General features: G+C 72.6%; 20 protein-coding genes. 8 read left to right on the forward strand and 12 right to left on the reverse strand.

The features are described 5' to 3' along the window. Positions 1-101 precede the first annotated feature (101 nt). The 5 genes from ACIQ7M_RS06570 to ACIQ7M_RS06590 all read right to left on the reverse strand — a co-directional run bounded on the left by ACIQ7M_RS06570 (position 102) and on the right by ACIQ7M_RS06590 (position 6,704). Entirely contained in the window at positions 102-3,098 is a 2,997-nt protein-coding gene (locus ACIQ7M_RS06570) for an AAA family ATPase (RefSeq protein ID WP_403640416.1), read from the reverse strand. Positions 3,099-3,153: 55 nt separating this feature from the next. Beyond that, positions 3,154-4,305 (reverse strand): exonuclease SbcCD subunit D, encoded by a 1,152-nt coding sequence (locus ACIQ7M_RS06575; RefSeq protein WP_403640419.1) that lies wholly within the window; start codon positions 4,303-4,305, stop codon positions 3,154-3,156. A 109-nt stretch (positions 4,306-4,414) separates the two neighbouring features. Continuing rightward, positions 4,415-5,041 (reverse strand): YigZ family protein, encoded by a 627-nt coding sequence (locus ACIQ7M_RS06580; protein ID WP_355770799.1) that lies wholly within the window; start codon positions 5,039-5,041, stop codon positions 4,415-4,417. Positions 5,042-5,370: 329 nt separating this feature from the next. Then, positions 5,371-5,913: a SixA phosphatase family protein gene (locus ACIQ7M_RS06585; protein WP_403640422.1), complete on the reverse strand. Its 543-nt coding sequence runs from the start codon at positions 5,911-5,913 to the stop codon at positions 5,371-5,373. Then, positions 5,910-6,704: a hypothetical protein gene (locus tag ACIQ7M_RS06590; protein WP_403640425.1), complete on the reverse strand. Its 795-nt coding sequence runs from the start codon at positions 6,702-6,704 to the stop codon at positions 5,910-5,912. Before ACIQ7M_RS06590 ends, ACIQ7M_RS06585 begins: the two co-directional genes overlap by 4 nt. A 281-nt stretch (positions 6,705-6,985) precedes the next feature. Between ACIQ7M_RS06590 and ACIQ7M_RS06595 the strand changes: the two genes are divergently transcribed. The 4 genes from ACIQ7M_RS06595 (at position 6,986) to ppk2 (ending at position 10,088) form a co-directional block, all read left to right on the forward strand. Continuing rightward, the gene (locus ACIQ7M_RS06595; RefSeq protein ID WP_403640933.1) at positions 6,986-7,858 is read left to right on the forward strand and encodes an alpha/beta fold hydrolase; all 873 of its coding nucleotides are present in this window, start codon (positions 6,986-6,988) and stop codon (positions 7,856-7,858) included. Positions 7,859-7,894: 36 nt separating this feature from the next. After that, entirely contained in the window at positions 7,895-8,302 is a 408-nt protein-coding gene (locus tag ACIQ7M_RS06600) for a CoA-binding protein (RefSeq protein WP_389837404.1), read from the forward strand. A gap of 116 nt (positions 8,303-8,418) precedes the next feature. Further along, positions 8,419-8,919 carry a GNAT family N-acetyltransferase gene (locus tag ACIQ7M_RS06605; RefSeq protein ID WP_403640429.1) on the forward strand — a complete coding sequence of 167 codons (501 nt, stop codon included), beginning with the start codon at positions 8,419-8,421 and terminating at the stop codon, positions 8,917-8,919. 242 nt (positions 8,920-9,161) lie between these two features. Further along, entirely contained in the window at positions 9,162-10,088 is a 927-nt protein-coding gene (ppk2, locus tag ACIQ7M_RS06610) for a polyphosphate kinase 2 (RefSeq protein WP_403640432.1), read from the forward strand. Positions 10,089-10,109: 21 nt separating this feature from the next. On the opposite strand, the gene ACIQ7M_RS06615 is transcribed toward ppk2, so the two are convergent. Next, positions 10,110-10,469, reverse strand: a complete 360-nt coding sequence (locus ACIQ7M_RS06615) for a metalloregulator ArsR/SmtB family transcription factor (RefSeq protein ID WP_355770782.1) — start codon at positions 10,467-10,469, stop codon at positions 10,110-10,112. Between the two features lie 61 nt (positions 10,470-10,530). Between ACIQ7M_RS06615 and ACIQ7M_RS06620 the strand changes: the two genes are divergently transcribed. Further along, positions 10,531-11,706, forward strand: coding sequence for a cation diffusion facilitator family transporter (locus tag ACIQ7M_RS06620; protein WP_403640436.1), 1,176 nt, complete (start codon positions 10,531-10,533; stop codon positions 11,704-11,706). A gap of 127 nt (positions 11,707-11,833) precedes the next feature. On the opposite strand, the gene ACIQ7M_RS06625 is transcribed toward ACIQ7M_RS06620, so the two are convergent. Together ACIQ7M_RS06625 and ACIQ7M_RS06630 are read right to left on the reverse strand one after the other, a co-directional pair. Next, entirely contained in the window at positions 11,834-12,394 is a 561-nt protein-coding gene (locus ACIQ7M_RS06625) for a YbaK/EbsC family protein (protein WP_403640439.1), read from the reverse strand. A 51-nt stretch (positions 12,395-12,445) separates the two neighbouring features. Then, positions 12,446-13,018, reverse strand: coding sequence for an XRE family transcriptional regulator (locus tag ACIQ7M_RS06630; protein WP_355770773.1), 573 nt, complete (start codon positions 13,016-13,018; stop codon positions 12,446-12,448). 93 nt (positions 13,019-13,111) lie between these two features. On the opposite strand from ACIQ7M_RS06630, the gene ACIQ7M_RS06635 reads away from it, so the two are divergent. Next, positions 13,112-13,969, forward strand: coding sequence for an EamA family transporter (locus tag ACIQ7M_RS06635; protein WP_403640442.1), 858 nt, complete (start codon positions 13,112-13,114; stop codon positions 13,967-13,969). Between the two features lie 131 nt (positions 13,970-14,100). On the opposite strand, the gene ACIQ7M_RS06640 is transcribed toward ACIQ7M_RS06635, so the two are convergent. Beyond that, positions 14,101-14,946 (reverse strand): acyltransferase, encoded by an 846-nt coding sequence (locus tag ACIQ7M_RS06640; protein ID WP_403640445.1) that lies wholly within the window; start codon positions 14,944-14,946, stop codon positions 14,101-14,103. 115 nt (positions 14,947-15,061) lie between these two features. On the opposite strand from ACIQ7M_RS06640, the gene ACIQ7M_RS06645 reads away from it, so the two are divergent. Continuing rightward, positions 15,062-15,592: a gamma carbonic anhydrase family protein gene (locus tag ACIQ7M_RS06645; protein ID WP_355770765.1), complete on the forward strand. Its 531-nt coding sequence runs from the start codon at positions 15,062-15,064 to the stop codon at positions 15,590-15,592. A gap of 72 nt (positions 15,593-15,664) precedes the next feature. Here the strand turns inward: ACIQ7M_RS06645 and ACIQ7M_RS06650 are convergent, their stop codons facing one another. The 3 genes from ACIQ7M_RS06650 to ACIQ7M_RS06660 form a co-directional block, all read right to left on the reverse strand. After that, positions 15,665-16,315 carry a DedA family protein gene (locus tag ACIQ7M_RS06650; protein WP_403640448.1) on the reverse strand — a complete coding sequence of 217 codons (651 nt, stop codon included), beginning with the start codon at positions 16,313-16,315 and terminating at the stop codon, positions 15,665-15,667. 136 nt (positions 16,316-16,451) lie between these two features. Then, positions 16,452-17,504 (reverse strand): NAD-dependent epimerase/dehydratase family protein, encoded by a 1,053-nt coding sequence (locus ACIQ7M_RS06655; protein ID WP_403640451.1) that lies wholly within the window; start codon positions 17,502-17,504, stop codon positions 16,452-16,454. A gap of 103 nt (positions 17,505-17,607) precedes the next feature. Further along, positions 17,608-19,470: a LamG-like jellyroll fold domain-containing protein gene (locus ACIQ7M_RS06660; RefSeq protein ID WP_403640454.1), complete on the reverse strand. Its 1,863-nt coding sequence runs from the start codon at positions 19,468-19,470 to the stop codon at positions 17,608-17,610. A gap of 240 nt (positions 19,471-19,710) precedes the next feature. Between ACIQ7M_RS06660 and ACIQ7M_RS06665 the strand changes: the two genes are divergently transcribed. Continuing rightward, positions 19,711-20,115, forward strand: a complete 405-nt coding sequence (locus ACIQ7M_RS06665; RefSeq protein WP_403640457.1) for a PaaI family thioesterase — start codon at positions 19,711-19,713, stop codon at positions 20,113-20,115. Positions 20,116-20,217: the final 102 nt, after the last annotated feature.

Genomic DNA, 20,217 nt, shown 5'->3' on the forward strand with positions numbered 1-20,217 from the left:
CCGCCCAGCCATGGCGGGAACGGCCACCGCCGGAGCGCCGACGGTCGGGACAGCAACGGCCGGAACGGCGACGGCCCGGGACGGCCCGGCCCCGGCGACGATCACGCGCCCCGCTGCCGTACGACCGACCCCGTTCTCCCCTTCACCACCTCGAGCTGGGCGTGGATGCGGCGACGCAGGTCTCCGACGTGGCTGACGATGCCGACGCTGCGGTCGCGTTCCCGCAGCGAGTCGAGGACGTCGAGCACCTCGTCGAGGGTCTGGTCGTCGAGGCTTCCGAAGCCCTCGTCGATGAAGAGCGTGTCCAGCCGCACCCCGCCGGCCTCGTCGGTGACCACGTCCGCGAGACCGAGGGCGAGGGCGAGGGAGGCGAAGAAGGTCTCGCCGCCGGAAAGCGTCGCCGTGTCGCGCTCGCGTCCGGTCCAGGCGTCCACGACATGCAGTCCGAGCCCGCTGCGTCCGCGGCCCGCCCGGTCGTCGGAGTGCACCAGGGTGTAGCGCCCCGAGGACATCCGCTGGAGGCGGACCGTCGCGGCGGCGGCGACCTGCTCCAGCCGGGCGGCGAGGACGTACGCCTCCAGCCTCATCCTGCGTTCGTTGTCCGCCGAGGTGCCGGCCGCGAGACCGGCGAGGCGGGACACGCGCTCGTACTCCTCGCGCAGCGGGGCGAGCCTGCGGGCTCCTCCAGTCGCACGGGTGGAGAGCGTGTCGAGTTCGGTGCAGCGCCGGGCCGCCGCGTCCCGCGCCGACGCGGTGTCCCGCAGCCGCCGGGCGGCGGATTCGGCCGACCGCTCGGCGGCCGGCAGGTCGACGGGAGGGCGCCGCGCGGCGGCCGTGGTGTCCGCCTCGGCGAGCACGGCACGTACCGAGGACTCCTCCAACTGCCAGGCGTCGAGCTGCCGTTGCAGATCACGGTGGGCCACGTCGTCGAGCATCGCGGCGGCCGCCGCCTGCGGGGTCTCGAAACCGGCGCGGAAGGCCGCGTCGGCGAGACGCGCGTCGGCGTCCTTCAGGCGCCGCGCGATGTCCTCCGCCGCCCGGACGCCTTCCGCGGCATCGGTGAGCAGCGCGACCTGCCGCTCCAACTGCGTGGCCCGCTCGGACACGCTCCCGGCCGCGCCCCGCGCCTGCTCCAACTCCCCTTCGAGTGAAGCCTTCTCGCGGTCGAGGACCTCGCGGTGCGAGGTCCTCGCGGCGACGCGGCGGGCGGCCTCCTGCTGGGCGGTCAGCCGCCGTTCGTGTTCCCGCTCGGCCTGCTCGCGGGCCTCGCGCGCGGCGTGCAGCCCGGAGGCCACGGTCCGGGCCTCGGTGTGCAGGCACTCCAGTTCCTCGGCCTGTTCCTCGAGTTGCCGGGTCGGTGCGTCGCCCGCCTCGGCGGTCGCGGCGGCCAGCGCCTCGCGGACGACGCCGAGACGGCGCTCGGCCTCGGCACGCTGCTCGTCGGCGCTTCGGTGAGCGGCGAGAGCCCGCTCCTCCGTCTCGCGGTCGACATGGCCGGCGATCTTCCGGGCGGGCGCCGGGTGTTCGGTGGCACCGCACACGGCGCAGGACTCGCCGTCCACCAGACCGGCGGCGAGTTCGGCGGCGATGCCCTGGAGACGCTGTTCCTTCAGGTCGAGCCAGTGGGCGTGTGCCTGCGTGGCCCGCTCGCGGGCGGCCAGGCTCCGGGCGTGTGCGGCCTCGGTGTCCCGGGCCAGCTCGTCGCGCAGCCGGGCCGCGGCGAGCCGTTTGACGGCCGGTTCGCGCCGGACGGCGAGCTGTTCGGCGCGCGCCGCGGCCTCCTGCGCGGACTCGACCCGCGCCTCGACGCCCGCGCGGGTCTCCTCCCAGTCGGCGAGCCAGCTCTCGGCGTCCTGGAGGACGTCCTCGTCGGCGCGTTCCTGGCGGTCCAAGGAGGCGCGTTCCGAGCCGAGTTCACCGAGGCGTCGCTCGGCGCGGCGTGCCGACTCCAGGCCGCCCAGTTCCTCGGCGGCCTTGCGCGCGGCGACCGCGAGACCGGGCGCTCCGGCACCCGCGAACGTCTCGGGCAGGGCGGCCCGCGCGCGGGTCTCCTCGGCGGACGCGCGCCGGTGCTCCGCCTCGGCGGCGTCGCGCAGGTCGAGCGCGGGGGCCACGGCCTCGGCCTTGCGCGCTCGTTCCATGCGCGTCCGGGCGGCGTTGTGGGCGTCGGCGCGCTGCTCCAGCCGGGCGGCTCGCTCCTGCGCCTCGGTGAACCGGCGCTGCAACCGGTCCACTTCGCGTACGTCGTCGAGCACGTGGTCCGCCGCGGCCTGCGCCGATTCCGCGGATCCCCGGGCGCAATGGGCGACGGTCAGGGCCTCGCGCGCGGTGCTGCGGGCGACCGCGGCCCAGGCGAGGACCGACTCGGCGAGGCCCGGGTCGCCGGGCGTGAGGTCGGGCAGCGGTTCCTCGACGACGCGCCCGGCCGCCTGCTGCATGCGGTGCGCGTCGGCCAGCAACGCGGTGTCCGCGGCGCGCACTTCGGCCTCGGCGGCGCGGCGCCGCTCGGCGAGACGCTTCTCGACCTCGGCGAAGCGGTGGGTGTCGAAGAGCCTGCCGAGGAGTTTGCCGCGGGCCTCGGCGTCGGCCCGCAGGAAGCGCGCGAAGTCGCCCTGGGGCAGCAGGACGACCTGGCAGAACTGCTCGCGGCTCATGCCGAGGAGCTGGGTGATCTCCTCGCCGATCTCCTGGTGGGAGCGGCTGAGGTCCTTCCAGGAGCCGGCCGTGGAGTCGTACTCGCGCAGCCAGCTCTGGGCCTTCTCGGTCGTCATGCCCTTGCCGCGCAATTTGGGTCGCTCCCAGGGCGGCTGCCGGGTGACTTCCAGCCGGCGTCCGGCGACGCTGAGTTCGAGGCGGATCTCGGTGCGGGTGTCGGACGCCGCGTGGTCGCTGCGCAGGCCGAGGCCCTGACCGCTCTGCCGGGCGCCGGGAACCGCTCCGTACAGCGCGAAGCAGACGGCGTCGAGGACGGAGGTCTTGCCCGCGCCCGTGGGTCCGTGCAGCAGGAAGAGTCCGGCGGCGGACAGTTCGTCGAAGTCGACGCTCTGGGCACCGCCGAACGGGCCGAAGGCGGTGATGTCCAGGCGGTGCAGCCTCATCGGTTTCCCTCGGTCTCGGGGCGGGTCGCCCCCTGGGTGTGCGGCGGACGTGCGGTCACCGGGCGGTCTCGTCGGCCCGGACGGCGTCGAACGCGTCCCGGAGCACGACCTGCTCCCGGGCGTCGGGACCCACGCCGCGCACATGGGCCACGAAGTCCTCGGCGATCTGCTCCTCGCTGCGGCCCGCGATCCGGCGGGCGTAGGAGACGCCCGGGGTCTGCGGGGAGCGTTCGGGGTCGAAGACGAGGCTGAGCGTGTGCGGGAACCGCTCGGCCAGCCGCGCCATGGGGTCGGCGGGCCGCACCGGGTCGGTGAGGGTCGCCTCGACCCAGGCGTCCGCGTGCCGCTCCAGCGCCGGATCGGCGAGCAGGTCCTCCAGGTGCCCGCGAAGACGGGCGAGCGGGCGCGGCACGGGACAGTCGATCCGCTCCGCGGCCAGGGAGCCGTCGGGGCCGAGGTCCACGAGCCACATGGTCTTGCGGTGGTCGGCCTCCGAGAAGGAGTACGGCAGCGGGGACCCCGAGTAGCGGACGCGCTCGGTGATGGTCTGGCTGCCGTGGAGATGGCCGAGCGCCGTGTAGTCGACTCCGTCGAAGACCCCGGCGGGCACGGAGGCGACGCCGCCGACGGTGATGTCCCGCTCGCTGTCGCTCACCTCGCCGCCGGTGACGAAGGCATGGGCGAGGACGACGGAGCGGGTGCCCGGCGCGCGGCCGGCGAGGTCGGCGCGGACGCGGTCCATGGCGGCCGCCAGCACGCTCTCGTGGCCCGCCTTCTCCACCGCGAACTCGTCCTTCACCAGGGCGGGTTCGAGGTAGGGCAGGCCGTAGAAGGCGACGTCGCCGTGGGCGTCGGCCAGCACCACCGGGGTGCCGCAGCCCGCGGGGTCGGTGCGCAGATGGACGCCCGCGCGCCCGATGAGTCCGGCGCCGACGCCGAGCCTGCGCGCCGAATCGTGGTTCCCCGAGATCATCACCGTGGGCACACCGAGGTCGGCCAGGCGGTTCAGGGCGTCGTCGAAGAGCTGGACCGCGGCCAGGGGCGGCACGGCGCGGTCGTACACGTCTCCCGAGACGACCACCGCATCGACGTCGCGCTCGCGCGCGGTCGTGACGAGATGGCCGATGAAGCGGGACTGGGCGTCGAGCATGTTCACCCGGTGGAACGCCCGGCCCAGATGCCAGTCGGAAGTGTGCAGGAGCCTCATGATCCCCGAAGGGTAACGGCCGGGTCTGACATCACGGGCGGTTACTCCCGTATCGGCCCACCCTGACCGTCACGACCATGCGCCTGTTCATCCGGGATTGCCCGAATTGTCAGGCGTCTCCGTAGGCCTCCCCGCCCAGCTCGAAGCCGGCCGTCCCCGCGGTCACGTCGGCCAACCAGGCCCGGAAGGACTCCACATCGGCGTCCGGCAGCCCGATCTCGATGGCGACGGCCTCGCCGTAACGCACATCACGTACCTCACGGCCGGTCGACCGTAGATCGTTCTGCACCTTTCCGGCCCGCTGATGATCGACGGTCACCGTGGCCAGCCGGAAGCGGCGGCGGGTGATCGTGCCGAGCGCGTCCAGCGCCTCGCCGACCGAGCCGCCGTACGCCCTGATCAGTCCGCCGGCGCCCAGCTTGACCCCGCCGTAGTAGCGGGTGACGACGGCGACGACGTACCGCATGTCGCGGCGCAGCAGCATCTGGAGCATGGGGACACCCGCGGTGCCGCCCGGTTCGCCGTCGTCGCTCGCCTTCTGCACGGCGCCGTCGGCTCCGATGACGTACGCGAAGCAGTTGTGCGTGGCGTCCGCGTGTTCCTTCCTCACCGCGGCGATGAAGTCCTGGGCCTCCCGCTCGGTGGCGGCCGGGGCCAGGGCGCACAGGAATCGGGAGCGGTTGACCTCGGTCTCGTGCACGCCCGCGTGGGCCACTGTGCGGTACTCGTCCTGCATCGGGCCAGCGTATGCGCTGCGCGCGGGCCTGACCGACGGGCCGGGACGGCGCCCGAGCCCGACGGTCACCGATCGCAGCCGCGCGCGGCGGTGGGCCGAGGACCCGCGACGGCATACGCGGGCCGCGCGGGAGTCCGCGGTCACACCGGCCGCGCGCACCGCCGACAGGCAGGAACCAGGACCGGAACCGTGTGCGGGGCCGGGACCGCGTACGAGACCTCGACGGTCGAGGAGCGGACGCGCCCGCCCGCCCGGCGGACGGGTCACCAGCGCGCCCCCGGCTCCGTCCGGGACCGCGGCGGGTCGCCGGGCCGCGCCCGGCGCCGGGCTCACTCCTTCTTGCCCCTCGGCACGACCACGTCCGTCAACAGCGCTTCCCCGGTGCCGAGTTCGTGCCAGGAGCTGCCGTGCCAGACCAGGACCGCGACGGCCGAGGTCGGGAACTTCCCGCGGACCCGGTCCACCGTGTCGTCGAGGCCGTCCCCGGCCAGTTCGAGGACCAGTTCCTCCAGCCCCGGGTTGTGCCCGATCACCAACAAGGTCCGTACGTGTTCCGGGACTTCGCGGACGGCTTCCAGCAACTCCGGTACGTCTGCCCCGTACAGCCGCCCGTCGAGCAGTACGGTCGGCGGGGTGCCCCACTCCCGTGCCGCCAACTCCCAGGTCTCCCGGGCACGTACGGCGGTCGAGCACAGCGCGAGGTCCGGCAGCAGGTCGGCCTCCGCCAGGGCGCGTCCGGCGGCCGGGGCGTCACGACGGCCGCGCGTGGCGAGCGGCCGCTCGTGGTCGGGCACCCCGTCGGGCCAGGCGGATTTGGCGTGCCGCAGGACGATCAGTCTTCGCCTGGGCCCACCGGCCGCGCGCACGGTCACAGCGACGCTCCGATCTCGCGGGTGAGTTCGAGGCCGAGCAGCCGGTCGGCGTGGGCGTACGTCTCGAATCTGGCTCCTTCCGGGATGCCGGACGTCTCCACCGACCGCAGCACGTCCAGCACGGCGGGCACGTCCAGGTCGTCCTCCCAGGCGGCGCGCAACCGCAGGCGCACGTCCTCGGGGATCGGCTTGGAGGGCCGCGTCGCCCATCCGGCGACGGCGGCGCGCCAGCGCCTGAGCGTGTCCTCCGCCTCGGCGAGTACCTCGGTGTCGAGGCTCAGCGGCAGATCCCGTCGCCGCGCGAGCAGCGCCAGCCGCAGCGCGGTGGAATCCCCGGGTACGTCGGCGGAACCATGCCCGGTGTCGACCCGCGCCACCTCGACGCGTGGCCCGGCCGTCGCTTCGGCGCCCTGGGCGACCACGTCGATGGTCCGCGTCGCCTCCGGTCCCGGTTCCGTGTCACGGTGATCCTCGAACGGCCGGATCCCGAGTTCGGCGGCCCGCGCCCGGAGCCCCGCCTCACCCCAGGAGGCGTCCCGGCTCCCCGGGGCCGTCCGGTCCTCGGTCTCGGCAGGATCCGGGGTCTCCGCAGGATCCGGCGCCGAAGTCAGCGTCGCCCAGGCCGGGTTGCCGCCGATCTCCAGGGCCCGCATCAGGACGTCGGCGACCAGGAGCACGCGCAGGCTCGTGAACCCGGACCCGGGCGGGCTGGCGTGGACACGGACGAGACCGCGGCGGGCGAGGGCGGCGTCGACGGGTTCGCCCGTTCGGGCGTCGAGGATACGGAGCACGGGGTGAGCCTAGGCGGACGCGCGGGCGGGTGCGGGGAGGTGGGGTGCCGTTCCGGACACGCGCCCGCGCGCCGGCCCCGGCCCTCCACCGGAACCGGGCCCGCGGTGACGACGGACGGGGCGGCCACGGCCCTGAACAGCGCTTGTCGTACGGTCCGTTCGGGTTCGGGGAGCAGGACCGGGCGTTCGTCGCGCGGGACGCGGACGCGGCCTTGACAATCCGCTTCCGGCACCGGAAAGCTGACCGACCAGTCGGTATGAAGGAGTGAACCGTGAACGGGATGAGCATCTCCACCGCCGCCGGTGTGTTCGACGCCGTCGCGGCGGGTCCGCCCGACGGCCGCCCGGTACTGCTGCTGCACGGTTTCCCGCAGACGGGTCTGGCCTGGCGGCGGCAGATCGCGGAGCTGGCGGCCGAGGGCTACCGCGTCGTGGCGCCCGACCAGCGCGGCTACTCCCCCGGGGTCCGCCCGGAGCGGGCCGAGGACTATCGCATCGGTGTCCTGGTCGCGGACGTCGTCGCGATCACCGAGGAGCTGGGCTGGCCGACGTTCGACCTCGTCGGCCACGACTGGGGCGGTGCGGTGGCCTGGTGGACCGCCGCCGGCCATCCCGGCCGCGTACGCACCCTGACGGTCGTCTCCACCCCGCACCCGGGCGCCCTCGCCGAGGCTCTGCGCTCGGACGACGACCAGCGCGCACGGTCCCAGTACATGAGGGACTGGCGCGACGCGCCCGCGACCGAGCATCGCATGCTGGCCGACGACGCCCGGCTGCTCCGCTCGCTCTACGGGGACAGGATCCCGCGGGCGAGCATCGACGCTTATGTGCGGCATCTGACCCGGCCGGGCGCCCTGACCGGGGCGCTGAACTGGTACCGGTCCGGCCGCCCCGACGGCGAGATCGGCGCCGTCGAGGTGCCCACGCTGTACGTATGGAGCACGGGCGACACCGCGTTCGGGCCGGGCCCCGCGCGGGAGACAGCGCGCTGGGTCGACGGGCCGTACCGGTTCGAGATCCTGCCGGACCTCGGCCACTGGATCCCGGAGGAGGCACCCGAGACGCTGAACCGTCTGCTGCTCGACCATCTGCGAGCGCACGGTGGGCGGAATCAGCGCGCTCCGCTCACTGTTGACGAGACTGGCAGACACTGATTGCAGGCACCGTCCGATTCCCCCTGGAGGCCGAGCGTGTACGGCGACGCAGAGACGATCCGCAGGATCCTGACCGAGACGGGCGACACCTGGGCGATCGTCGGGCTGTCGTCGAACCAGCGGCGCGCGGCCCACGGCGTCGCCGACGTCCTCCAGCGCTACGGCAAGCGGATCGTGCCCGTGCACCCGAAGGCCGAGACCGTCCACGGCGAGCAGGGGTACGCCTCGCTCGCGGACATTCCCTTCGAGGTCGATGTCGTCGACGTCTTCGTGAACAGCGACCTCGCCGGGCCGATAGCGGACGAGGCCGTCGCCGTCGGCGCCAAGGCCGTCTGGTTCCAGCTCGACGTGATCGACGAGGCCGCGTACGAGCGGACGCGCGCCGCGGGACTCGACATGGTCATGGACCGCTGCCCGGCCATCGAGATCCCGCGCCTGGGCTGACGCCGACGGGTTGCCGCACGGACCGGCGCGGTCCGGCGGTGGCCTGACGACAGGCCGACGGCGGCCCGCGGTGGTCTGACGACAGGCCGACGGCGGTCCGACGGCGGCCCGAGTCAATGCTGTTGACGCCGTGCGGCCCGCACCGGTTTCCTGCTCACGTGCCCACCACCCTTCGCATCGAAGCGCCGGCCGACGAGACCCGCCTCACGGACTGGCAGCACGTCCACAACGTGATCGTCCCGCCCGCCGCGATGTCGCTCGACGAGGTGCGCGAGCGCGCCCGCCGCTACCGCCTGGAGGTCGCCTACCTCGGCGAGGTCCTCGTGGGCTGTACGACCGTGCGTCCGCCCACCGGCGGCAGCGCGACGGCGACCGTCATCGCGCGCGTCCTGGCCGAGCACCGCGGGCGGGGTTTCGGCGGGGAGCTGTACGCACGCGGTCTGGAACAGGCGCACTCGTTGGGGGCCAGGGTGATCGAGACCGTGGTCCTCGCGTCCAACGAGGACGGCCTGCGCTTCGCCCGGCGGCACGGTTTCACGGAGATCGACCGCTATGTCCTGCTCGGCGAGACCGCGGAATGGGTCGACCTGAGACGGGACCGACAGCCGGCACACTGACCGCCGAAACGAGCCCGGCGGTCGGCCCGGCCAACCGCCTTGCACATGGGCGCCGTTGACCGACGCGCCTCGGTCGTGCGTGTCTCTCGGCTCCGACTCGTGCTTCCTTCGTCTCCGGTTCTCCCGCCGTACGCCTCCGATTGCTTCCATCGAGGGATGGACCACATCGCGCCGCGATTCCGCCGACACGGCAGGAACAACGTGATCGGCGGACAATCGGACCACGGGCAGAGGAGGGCCGGATGACGGAACTGCTGGCAGGGATGCGGGTGGACTACACCGACCATGACGACCCCGTACTGATCCGGCCGGACGGCAGTCCGGTGGACACGTGGCGGGAGAACTACCCGTACCCGCAGCGCATGGAGCGCAAGGAGTACGAGTGGCACAAGCGGCTCCAGCAGATCGAGCTGCTGAAGCTGCAGAGCTGGATCAAGGAGACCGGCCGACGGCTCGTCGTCGTCTTCGAGGGGCGCGACGCGGCGGGCAAGGGCGGCACGATCAAACGGTTCACCGAGCATCTCAACCCGCGCGGAGCCCGTGTGGTGGCGCTGGAGAAGCCGACCGAGCGGGAACGCGGGCAGTGGTACTTCCAGCGGTACGTGGAACACCTGCCGACCGCGGGCGAGATCGTGATGTTCGACCGGTCCTGGTACAACCGGGCGGGCGTGGAGCGGGTGATGGGCTTCTGCACCGACGACGAGTACCGGCGCTTCATGCGGCAGGCGCCCGCCTTCGAGCGGATGCTCGTCGACGACGGCGTGGACCTGATCAAGTTCTGGTTCTCGGTCTCGCAGAGTGAGCAGCGCACCCGCTTCACGATCCGTCAGGTCGACCCCGTACGGCAGTGGAAACTGAGCCCCATGGACCTGGCCTCGCTGGACCGCTGGGACGACTACACGGCGGCCAAGGTCGCGATGTTCCGCGAGACGGACACCACGCAGGCGCCCTGGACCGTGGTGAAGAGCAACGACAAGAAGCGGGCCCGTGTCGAGGCCATGCGCAGTGTCCTGGCCCGCTTCGCCTACGCCGACAAGGACGGGGAGGTCGTCGGCAGCCCCGACCCGAGCATCGTGGGCGCGGCGGCGAACCTGCTGGAGGAGGGCGAGGACGACACCCCCTTCCCGCACGACCACGCGGTCACGAACGACGGCACCCTCACTCGCTGACGGCGCCGCCCGCGCATGGCCTCAGTCGTGCGTCGGGCGGTCGGAGAGCCGATGGTCGGCCAGGCTCAGCGCCTCGTCGACCACCCGGCGCAGATGACCGTCTCCGAGCGAGTAGACCACCCGGCGTCCTTCCTTCCGTGTGTTCACGAGCCCGGCGAGACGGAGCCGGGCCAGGTGCTGGCTGACGGCCGGACGGGCCGCTCCGCACCGCTCCGTCAGCGTCGTGACATCGGCTTCCCCGCCGGTCAGGGCGTGCAGCAGGGTGAGGCGGGTGCGGTCGGCGAGGAGGGCGAGGAGTTCGGCGGCGAGCGCGAACTGTTCCTCGCCGGGGGTGCGCGGGTGCGCATCGTGCGCAGGTGATAGGTGCATGCGTGCGCTCATACGCACATAATGGCCTCGTGGACGTCGGCGCGTCCACTCCCGCGCACGGAAGGGGACGCACGTGAACGACCGGCACGACCATCACCACGGGGACGACGGCCACGACCACCGTCACGGGGACGGCCACGGCACCGGCCACGGCGTCGGGAGCCGTGGGAGCGAGGACGGCGGCGGACGGCCACGCCGCCACAGTCACCACGACCACGACCGTGGCCACAACCACGACCGTGGCCACGCCCCCGGCCATGGCCACGGCCTCGGAGGCCGGCTGCGCCATCTCCTCTCCCCGCACTCCCACGAAACGGCCGACAAGCTCGACTCCGCGCTGGAAGCTTCGGCCCGGGGCATGCGGGCGCTGTGGGTCTCGCTGGCCGTCCTCGGCACAACGGCGCTGGCGCAGGCGGCCGTTGTCGTCCTGTCGGCGTCGGTCGCGCTGCTCGGCGACGCCGTGCACAACGCGGCCGACGCGCTGACCGCCCTGCCGCTCGGAGTCGCCTTCACCCTGGGCCGCCGAGCGGCGACCCGGCGCTTCACCTACGGCTACGGAAGGGCGGAGGACCTGGCGGGCATCGTCATCGTGCTGACGATCGCGGCGTCCGGCGCCTTCGCGGCCTGGGTGGCGTTCGGCCGCCTGCTCGACCCGCAGCCCGTACGCCACCTACCGGCGGTCGCAGTCGCGGCCCTCATCGGCTTCGCGGGCAACGAGTGGGTCGCCCGGTACCGCATCCGCGTCGGGCGCGAGATCGGCTCGGCCGCCCTCGTGGCGGACGGACTCCACGCCCGTACGGACGGATTCACCTCACTCGCCGTGCTGGTGGGCGCCGGCGGCGCGGCTCTCGGGTGGCAACTCGCCGACCCGCTGGTCGGGTTGGCGATCACCGCCGCGATCCTGCTCGTGCTGCGCGACGCCGCCAAGGAGGTCTTCCGGCGCGTGATGGACGCCGTGGAGCCCGAGTTGGTGGACCGGGCCGAGCAGGCGCTGCGGCAGGTCGAGGGCGTGCGCGACGTGGGGGAACTGCGGCTGCGCTGGATCGGGCACAGGCTGCGTGCCGAGGTGTCGGTCGTGGTGGACGGCGAGGCGACCGTGCGTCACGCCCACGACATCTCCGTGGACGCCGAACACGCCCTGCTGCACGCCGTACCGCGGCTGACCGCCGCCCTGGTCCACGCCGATCCGGCTCCGGCACCCGGCGCCTCAGACCCGCACCGGGCGCTGGCTCATCACTCGGCCGCGTGAACGGACTCCCGCCGCCGGCGGAACGGGGTGAGCCGGCACAGCGACTTTCGCCCCCTCCGCCCCTGCCCGACCCGCACCTGGGGCTCCGCCCCAGACCCCGCTCCTCAAACGCCGGAGGGGCTGAATCTCAGGCAGGGATGCCCAGGTCCTCCAGGACCACCGCGTTCGGCAGTTCGGCGAACGCCTTGCCCGGCACCAGGAGTTTGCCGCTTCGACGGCCGCTGCCCACGAGCACGTACGGCAGCTCCACGACGGCCGAGTCGATCAACACCGGCCAGTCGTCCGGGAGTCCGACGGGGCTGATGCCGCCGTACTCCATGCCGGTCTCGCCGGTCGCGAGGTCCATCGGGGCGAACGAGGCCTTCCGGGCGCCCAGTTGACGGCGTACGACGCCGTTGACGTCGACGCGGGTGGTGGACAGGACGAGACACGCGGCGAGCGTGGTCTCACCGCCCCGCTTGCCCGCGACGACCACGCAGTTGGCGGACGTGTCGAGCAGCTCCTTGCCGTAGTGCTCGACGAAGACGGCGGTGTCGGCCCACTCGGGGTTCGTCTCGACGTAGACGATCTGCTCGGCGGGCGTGCCGCCACGCCACCCGCGCACCGCGTCGGCGACGGGGCGGACGAGGTCGTCCAGGCGATCGGGGGCCGGAAAGGCGTGGTCGAAGTGTCCGATGGGTGCGCGCATGACGGAACGCTAACAGCCTCGTGGACCCGCCCGGAGCGCAGCCGCCGGACCTCAGTGCACGAGCGGCACCGACACGGCCATGACCATCTCGACCGGGATATCGCCCTGGTTGGCGTACGTGTGGGGGGTGTCGGCCTCGAACGACGCGCTCGCCCCCTCGGGCACGTGGTGATCGACGCCGTCGACGGTGAGGGTCAGGTCGCCCGAGATGACGTGCACGAGTTCGACGGTGCCGGCGGGATGCGGATCGGAAGGGCTGCCGTCGCCCGGCATCAGCCGCCAGTCCCACATCTCCAGCGGGCCGGGCGCCTCCGTGCCGGCCAGCAGCCGGTTGTAGCTGCCCGCGTCGGTGTGCCACAGACGTACGGCCTGGTCGGCCGGGACGATCCGGACCCTGGGCCCCTGCTCGTAGTCGAGGAGGGTGGTGATGCTGACGCCGAGCGCGTCACCGATCTTGACGACGGTACCCAGACTGGGATTGGTCCTGGCCTGCTCGATCTGGATGAGCATGCCACGGCTGACTCCGGCGCGAGCGGCGAGCGCCTCCAGGGTGAAGCCGCGCTCGGTGCGCCAGCGCTTCACATTGCGCGCCAGGGATTGAGTCAGCAGGTCGAGATCCGACACATTCCGTCCAATATTTTGAATGACAGAGTTCAATCAGGTGAACTATCGTGTGATGCACCTGATCGTTCACCGAACTGTACTGCGAGGCCCCCCGTGACAGCACTCTTCGCCCTGGCCACCAGCCTCCTGTGGGGCCTGGCCGACTTCGGCGGAGGTCTGCTGACCCGGCGCACACCCGCGCTCACGGTGGTCGTCGCCTCCCAGTCGATCGCGGCGGTGGTCCTCGGCGCGATCGTGCTGGCCACCGGCGGCTGGAGCGCGGCGGGACCGGAACTGTGGTTCGCGGTCGCCGCGGGCCTGGTGGGCCCGGTCGCGCTGCTCTCCTTCTACAAGGCGCTCGCGCTCGGGCCGATGGGCGTGGTCTCGCCGCTCGGCTCACTGGCCGTGGCCGTCCCCATCGGCGTCGGCCTGTTCCTCGGGGAGCGCCCGGGACTGACCCAGGTCGCGGGCATCGCGGTCGCCGTCGCGGGTGTCGTCCTCGCGGGCGGGCCCCAGCTCCGGGGAGCGCCGGTGCAGCGGCAGGCGATCCTCCTGACCCTGATCGCGGCCGCCGGCTTCGGCACGGTGTTCGTGCTGATCGCGGAGGCGTCGTCGTCGGTCACGGGGCTCTTCCTGGCCCTGTTCGTGCAGCGCCTGACCAATGTCGTCACCGGCGGCGCGGCGCTGGCCGTCTCCGTCCGGCGCGGCGGCGCGGCCCTGCCCGAGGGCGGCTTCCCCTGGGCCTCCCTGCCCGCGCTCGCCTTCGTGGGCCTGTCCGACGTCGCGGCCAACGGCACGTACTCGGTCGCCGCCCAGCACGGCCCGGTCACCGTCGCCGCCGTCCTCGCCTCGCTGTACCCGGTGGTCACGGCCCTGGCCGCGCGCGGTGTCCTCAGGGAACGGCTGCGCGGGGTGCAGGCCACCGGAGCCGCGCTGGCCCTTGTCGGCACCGTGCTGCTGGCGACCGGCTGAGCCGCTTCCGGACCGGCCGAGCCGGTTCCGCCATCGGGTACGACGCTCCTCGGAGGGGGCGGCCCGTGCACGGCACCTGGAGCGGACCTCGGCCGTCGCGGCCTGTCGGTGGCCCGTCCGTCACTCCCGGGTCAGGACTCGGCGCGGACGTCCCCCGACTGCGTGTGCACGTCCTCGGCCGCGTCCCGCGGGTCGAGATCCAGCTCCGCGAGCCGTGCGATCGTCTCCTCGTCCAGTTCCGAGAGCGCCTGCAACTGCTCCGGGGTCACCCCGTCGGGAATCGGCACCGGCGGTGGTGTGCGCAGCGGCGGCTGCCATCCGGCGACGGGGTCCCACCGCCGGACGACCTTCGCGGGCGCTCCGGCGACGACGGAGTGGTCCGGCACCGCGCCGCGTACCACCGCACCCGCGGCGACCACGACGTTCCGGCCGATCCGCGCGCCGGGAAGGATCACGGCGTTGGTCCCGATCCAGCAGCCGGGTCCGATCTCCACGGGCTCCATCCGCGGCCACTGCTTGCCGATGGGTTCGTGCGGATCGTCGTACGAGTGGTTCGTGGACGTGACGTACACATAGGGCCCGAAGTAGCAGTCGTCGCCGATCGTGACCGTCGTGTCGGCGATGACATGGCTGCCGCGGCCGAGCACCACGCCGTTCCCGATGCGCAGGATCGGGTCGGGGCCGAGGTCCAGGTCGGGCATCAGGCCCGCGGTCAGCGTGACCTGCTCGGCGACGATGCAGTACGAGCCGAGGTGGATCCAGGGTTCGCCGAAGACCGTGCCCAGCGGGAAGGCCAGACGCGTGTTCTCCCCGATGGCGCCGAAACGGAAGCGGCCCGGCCGCTCGGCCGAGACCGTGCCGGCGCGCCGCATCCAGGCCCAGCCCGCGTGGACGGCGCGCTGCGCGAGGCGTCGCCGCCATGATGAGAACGTGTTCTTGCTCCTGGACACCCGCTCACGGTACTCAGCGCGGGGCATGCGAACGCGGCCGGACGCCTGTGATCTTCGCCCCACCGGAGGTACGCGGGGGCCATGACATACGGTGCCGGTGTACTCAGAAGGCCCGGCCACGACACGACGAGACGGTGACACGGTGACGACGCATCAGGCGCTGATCAAAGGGATCGGCGGCAAGGATCCGCGGGTGGACCCGGAGGCGTTCGTCTCCCCGACCTCCGTGGTCATCGGGGACGTCACGCTGGGGGCGGGCGCGAGTGTCTGGTACGGCGCGGTGCTGCGCGCCGACTGCGGCCCCATCGTCATCGGCGCCGGCAGCAATGTGCAGGACAACTGCAGTCTGCATGTCGACCCCGGTTTCCCCATCACCGTCGGGGAACGGGTCTCCGTCGGCCACAACGCCGTGCTGCACGGCGCCACCGTGGAGGACGACTGTCTGATCGGCATGGGAGCGACGGTGCTCAACGGCGCCGTGATCGGGGCCGGCTCGCTGGTGGCCGCGCAGGCGCTGGTGCCGCAGGGGATGCGGGTCCCGCCGGGCTCACTCGTCGCGGGTGTCCCCGCGAAGGTCAAGCGCCCGCTGACCGACGAGGAGCGCGAGGGTCTCTCCCTGAACGGTGTCTTCTACGTGGAACTGGCGAAGGCGCACCGCGAGATCCACGATTAGGTCCGTGCCGCCCGGAGCGGCCGGCGCCGCGCTTCCGGGCGTTCGCACCGCGGGAGGGTACGGGCAGCCGCGCTACTCGGCGGCGGGGACGGGCTCCGACTCCGCCGTGCCGTGCTCCGCCGCCGCCTTCTTGGCCTTGCGGCGGACGATCAGCATGGAGGCGACACCGACGAGCGCCGCGGCGACCAGGCCGAGGTACGAGAAGCGCTTCAGCCAGGACTCGGCGACGACACCCACGTAGTAGATGACGGCGGTGGTGCCGCCGGCCCAGATGATGCCGCCGAGGACGTTGGCGATCAGGAACTTCCAGTACGGCATCCGCAGCACACCGGCGAGCGGGCCCGCGAAGATGCGCAGCAGGGCGATGAAGCGGCCGAAGAAGACGGCCCACATGCCCCACTTCTGGAAGGAACGTTCGGCCGTGGCGACATGGGCCTCGCCGAAGTGTCTGGGGAACTTCGCGCCGAGCCAGGCGAGCAGCGGGCGTCCGCCCTTGCGGCCGATGGCGTAGCCGATGGAGTCGCCGATGATCGCCCCGAGGCTCGCGCAGACGCCGAGGATGATCGGGTTGATGCCGGCGTGCTGCGAGGAGAGCAGCGCCGCCGAGACCAGGACGATCTCACCGGGCAACGGGATGCCCAGGCTCTCCAGGCCGATGACCAGCGCCACGAGCGCGTAGATACTGACCGCCGGCACCGTCTCGAGCCAGTCCTGGACGTGCAACGCCGGTTCCTCCCGTTTCGGTGTACGTGACCCGGGCGACCGTGTTTAGCATGATCAGCGAGGTGCGTTTCCCCGGGGCGCCCGCCGGGAAGCCTACCTGCTCGTCCTGAACAGCGGCCCGGACGTGTGGGTCTCGTCACGTCCTGCGGTGCCTCCAGCTCTCGTAGTGGTCGAGCAGGGTCTCCTCGACCGGGCGGTAGGTGATCCCCAGTTCCCGCACGCTGCGGCTGTTGTCCACGCGGAAGCGGATGCCGAGGTGTTTGCGGATGTAGTCCTGGGTCAGTCCGAACGCCGGGCCGAGGACGCGAACCGGCCAGTGCGGGAGGGCGGTGCGGGGCAGCCGCGGGGACCGGGGGTAGCGGGCGCGGATGACGCGCGCCATGTCGTGGAAGGACGTCATCGTCTCGGCCGCGACGATGTAGCGGCCCTTGGCGCCGTCGTGCTCCGCGGCCGCGATGTGCGCGTCCGCGACCTCGCGGACGTCCGCCGTGGTGAAGCTGAAATCGGGCGCGCCGTAGAAGAAGTAGCCCTTGAACAGTTCGTCGAGCAGGAACAGGCTGCCGGATTCCGAGGCGGGGGTGAGGGACGGGCCGAGGACCAGACCGGGGTTGACGGACACCAGGCGCCAGCGGTCCTGGGCCGCCTCCGCCGCCCACGCCTCGCGCTCGGCGAGCGTCTTCGCGTAGTGGTAGGGGTTGTTCTCGACCGTGCTGGTGGTGTTGAAGTACTTCTCCGACAGGACACCGCCGTCCATGCTCCGGACGTCGATGTAGTCGCCGAAGACGGCGCCGACGGTGGAGGTGAGGACGAGCTTCTCGACCGTCGGTGTCCGTTCCACCCCGCCCAGCACGTTGCTGGTGCCGAGCAGGGCGGGGGCGACCATGTCCCGGCGGCCGTCCTTGATCTTCTCCGGCATCAGGAACGGCGACGCCACGTGAAAGACCACGCGGCAGCCCTCCATCGCCCCGTCGAAGGATCCGTCGGCCAGCAGATCGGCCTCGAACAGCGTGAGCCTGCCGGGAAAGTCCTCCTGCATCTCCCGGAGCGGCCGCACCTTCGCCGCGTTCGCGGTCGTCCGTACGGTGGTGTGGACGCGGTAGTCCCGCTCCAGCAGTCGCCGCACCAGATGGCTTCCCACGAACCCGCTGCCACCGGTCACCAGAACGGCGTCCCGCCCGCTTGCCCCCACGCTCGCACTCCTCGTCCCGGCACCCGTTCCGGCCTTCGGGCGGTGCGCGCGCACCGCCCGAAGGCCAGGGTCGGGCATGGACGGCCGGAAGGGAACAGGTGCTCTAGGACGGAGGCTTGAGGAAGTCCCGCGCGGGCAGGGCGCGGTCGACGATCCGGGTGTCGCCGATCCAGCCGTAGAAGCCCTGGCCGAAGGTCTCGTCGAACTGGGTGGCGCCGATCACGAAGGGCTTGCCGAGTGTCGCGATCCCGGTGGACGGCTGCGTGGGGTTGCGGGCGATCTTCGAGCCGTCGACGTACAGCACGGTGCGGCGGCCGTCGTTCACGACGGCGACATGGGTCCAGCGGCCGACCGGGAGCGCGTGGCTCCACGAGGTCGGGTCGGCGTCCTGCCGCTCCGGATACACGACGAACTGCAGGAACCGCTCCGGCGACAGATTGAGGCTGCAGGTGGGCTCCAGCGGGGACCAGCCCGTCGTCCTGCCCGCGTCGCCGTTGCGGCCCTCCCAGCTCAGGATGCCCATCCAGGCGTGGTCGCCCTCGAAGGGGTCCGGCAGTTTGAGGAACGTCTCGATGGTGTAGCCCCGGATGAACTTCGCGCTGTTCAGGGCGGCCCCGGCCCGCGTCGTGAGGACGGCGCCGCGGTCGGGGCCCTTCCCGCCGTCGAAGCGGAGGCTGGCGTGGGCGGGCTGGCCCGGGTGGTGGTCCGCCGACCAGGTCAGGACGGCCGGGCCGCTCGCGTGCAGCCGGCTCACGGTCAGGTCGTTCCCGTGGCCCGTGAGGTCCCGTACGACCGTGCCCTCCTCGACGGGGGCGCCCGGCGCCCTCCCGGAGCCGTCGAAGCGCCAGTAGGCCACCGTGCCGTGCGGCATCACGGCGGAGGCGGGGCGCGGCTTCGGCGGGACGGCGGGCGCGAAGCCCTCGAAACGCTCGTCGAAGTCGACGCGCAGACTGAACCGGTCGACAGGGCCGGTCAGTTCGATCGTCTCGGCCTCCAGCGGGGTCCGCTTCTCCGGGTCGCGGGCGAGGAACCACGGCGCGAACGTCTCCACGTCGACGACGCCTCTGGCCACGTCGAAGGAGTAGGTCCGGATCATCCCGGCGCCGCCGTAGTAGCGGTCCTGGTAGTTGGTGATGTGGACGTGGACATCGTTGTCGTCGTCGTTGGTCAGGATCGTGCGCCCGGGTGGCCAGTAGTGGCCGCCGAGGGCGAGGAAGATCTGGTCGTTGCCGCGGACGAGCCCGTCCCACAGCCGCTCGCCGTTGTCCGAGAGCCGGGCCTTGCCGTCGTCGTCCGACCACGCGATGTCGTGGGTGGTGAGGACGGCGGGCAGCGTCGGATGGGCGTCCAGGACACCTTGGGCCCAGCGCAGTCCCTTGTCCGACACCCGCCAGTCCAGGGCGAGCACCAGCCACTCCCGGCCGGCGGCGCGCAGCACGTGGTAGCTGTTGTAGCCGTCGGGAGAGGCACCGCGGAAGGTGGGCATGGAGGCGTAGCGCTCGGGGCCGAACGCGGCCAGGTAGGCCGTCTCCCCGCGCTGGTCGTCGGTGGACGAGGGGATGTCGTGGTTGCCGGCCAGGACGCTGTAGGGAACCTTGCCGTGCAGGGTGCGGAAGGTGTCGGCGGCGCGTCCGATCTCGTCCTCGGTGCCGTGTTCGGTGACGTCGCCGAGGTGCGTCATGAAGGCGATGTTGGCCTCGGCCCGCTCCGCGACGAGGTACCGGAAGGTCTCCCGCAGCGGCTCCGGGTCCGCGCTGTCGGCGTCGAAGAGGTACTGCGTGTCGGGAAGCACGGCCAGCGCGAAGCGCGGGCTCTCGGTGTCGAACCGGCCTCCCCCGCCCGTGGTCGCGGCCTGTGCCGGGGTCGCCTCGAAGGCCGCCGTCGCCGCGCCGGCCGCCGGGACGGCGACCGCCGCGCGCAGCAACGCCCGTCTGTCCGGCCCGTTCTGCTGTCCTGCCGTGCCCATGTGCCCTCCAGGTGAGCGGGATCGGTGTCAGGGGGCACGGTGGTGACCTGCCATGACCGGGCAGTGGCAGTGAGCTGAACGACGCGTTGTGTTCGCCGCACGATTGGCGTCCGGCACGCCGGCGCGGCGGACGACCGGATCGCGCACACATTCCGCACCGACGGAACGCCCCCTGAAGATAAGGGAGTTGATAGAAAGGATCATCGATGTGCGTCCCGCCACTCCCACAAGGAGCCCGATGTGACCGTCACCGCCGACGACATCTACGCGATGGCCCCCTACGCCAGGACCCTGGGCGTGCGCTTCACGGCCCTGTCCGCCGAGGGAGTGGACGCCGAACTCGACTTCGTGCCCGAACTGTCCACCGCGGGAGGCGGGTTGCACGGGGGCGCGCTGATGGGCCTGGCCGACGTCGCCTCGGCGGTGTGCGCCGCGCTGAACGGCCCCGAGGGCGCGGTCCCCGCCACCACCACCTCGACCACGCACTTCCTGCGGCCGGTGCGTGCGGGAGCCGCGTACGCGAAGGCCCGCGTGCTGCGGGTGGGGCGCGACACGGCGGTCGTGGAATGCGACATCGAGGACGACGGGCACCGGCTCTGCACCCGGGTCACCCAGACGGTGAGCATCCGAGTGCCGCGCGGCTGAAGCGGCCCGGCGACGGCCTGGGGCGCGTCCGCGGAGTCTCGCCCGCCCGACGCGACGTCGCGGACATGCCCCAGGGCCCCGACCGGCTCGTACTCCCGGTCA

Origin of the sequence: Streptomyces sp. NPDC096324, assembly GCF_044763015.1 — a bacterium.
In the GTDB taxonomy this organism is placed as follows: Bacteria; Actinomycetota; Actinomycetes; order Streptomycetales; family Streptomycetaceae; genus Streptomyces.

Excerpts from the sequence above, each read along its gene's own strand:
- ACIQ7M_RS06570 (WP_403640416.1), bottom strand. The coding sequence starts at position 3,098 with ATGAGGCTGCACCGCCTGGACATCACCGCCTTCGGCCCGTTCGGCGGT.
- ACIQ7M_RS06575 (WP_403640419.1), bottom strand. The coding sequence starts at position 4,305 with ATGAGGCTCCTGCACACTTCCGACTGGCATCTGGGCCGGGCGTTCCAC.
- ACIQ7M_RS06580 (WP_355770799.1), bottom strand. The coding sequence starts at position 5,041 with ATGCAGGACGAGTACCGCACAGTGGCCCACGCGGGCGTGCACGAGACC.
- ACIQ7M_RS06595 (WP_403640933.1), top strand. The coding sequence starts at position 6,986 with ATGAGCATCTCCACCGCCGCCGGTGTGTTCGACGCCGTCGCGGCGGGT.
- ACIQ7M_RS06605 (WP_403640429.1), top strand. The coding sequence starts at position 8,419 with ATGCTGTTGACGCCGTGCGGCCCGCACCGGTTTCCTGCTCACGTGCCC.
- ppk2 (WP_403640432.1), top strand. The coding sequence starts at position 9,162 with ATGACGGAACTGCTGGCAGGGATGCGGGTGGACTACACCGACCATGAC.
- ACIQ7M_RS06615 (WP_355770782.1), bottom strand. The coding sequence starts at position 10,469 with ATGAGCGCACGCATGCACCTATCACCTGCGCACGATGCGCACCCGCGC.
- ACIQ7M_RS06625 (WP_403640439.1), bottom strand. The coding sequence starts at position 12,394 with ATGCGCGCACCCATCGGACACTTCGACCACGCCTTTCCGGCCCCCGAT.
- ACIQ7M_RS06640 (WP_403640445.1), bottom strand. The coding sequence starts at position 14,946 with ATGCCCCGCGCTGAGTACCGTGAGCGGGTGTCCAGGAGCAAGAACACG.
- ACIQ7M_RS06660 (WP_403640454.1), bottom strand. The coding sequence starts at position 19,470 with ATGGGCACGGCAGGACAGCAGAACGGGCCGGACAGACGGGCGTTGCTG.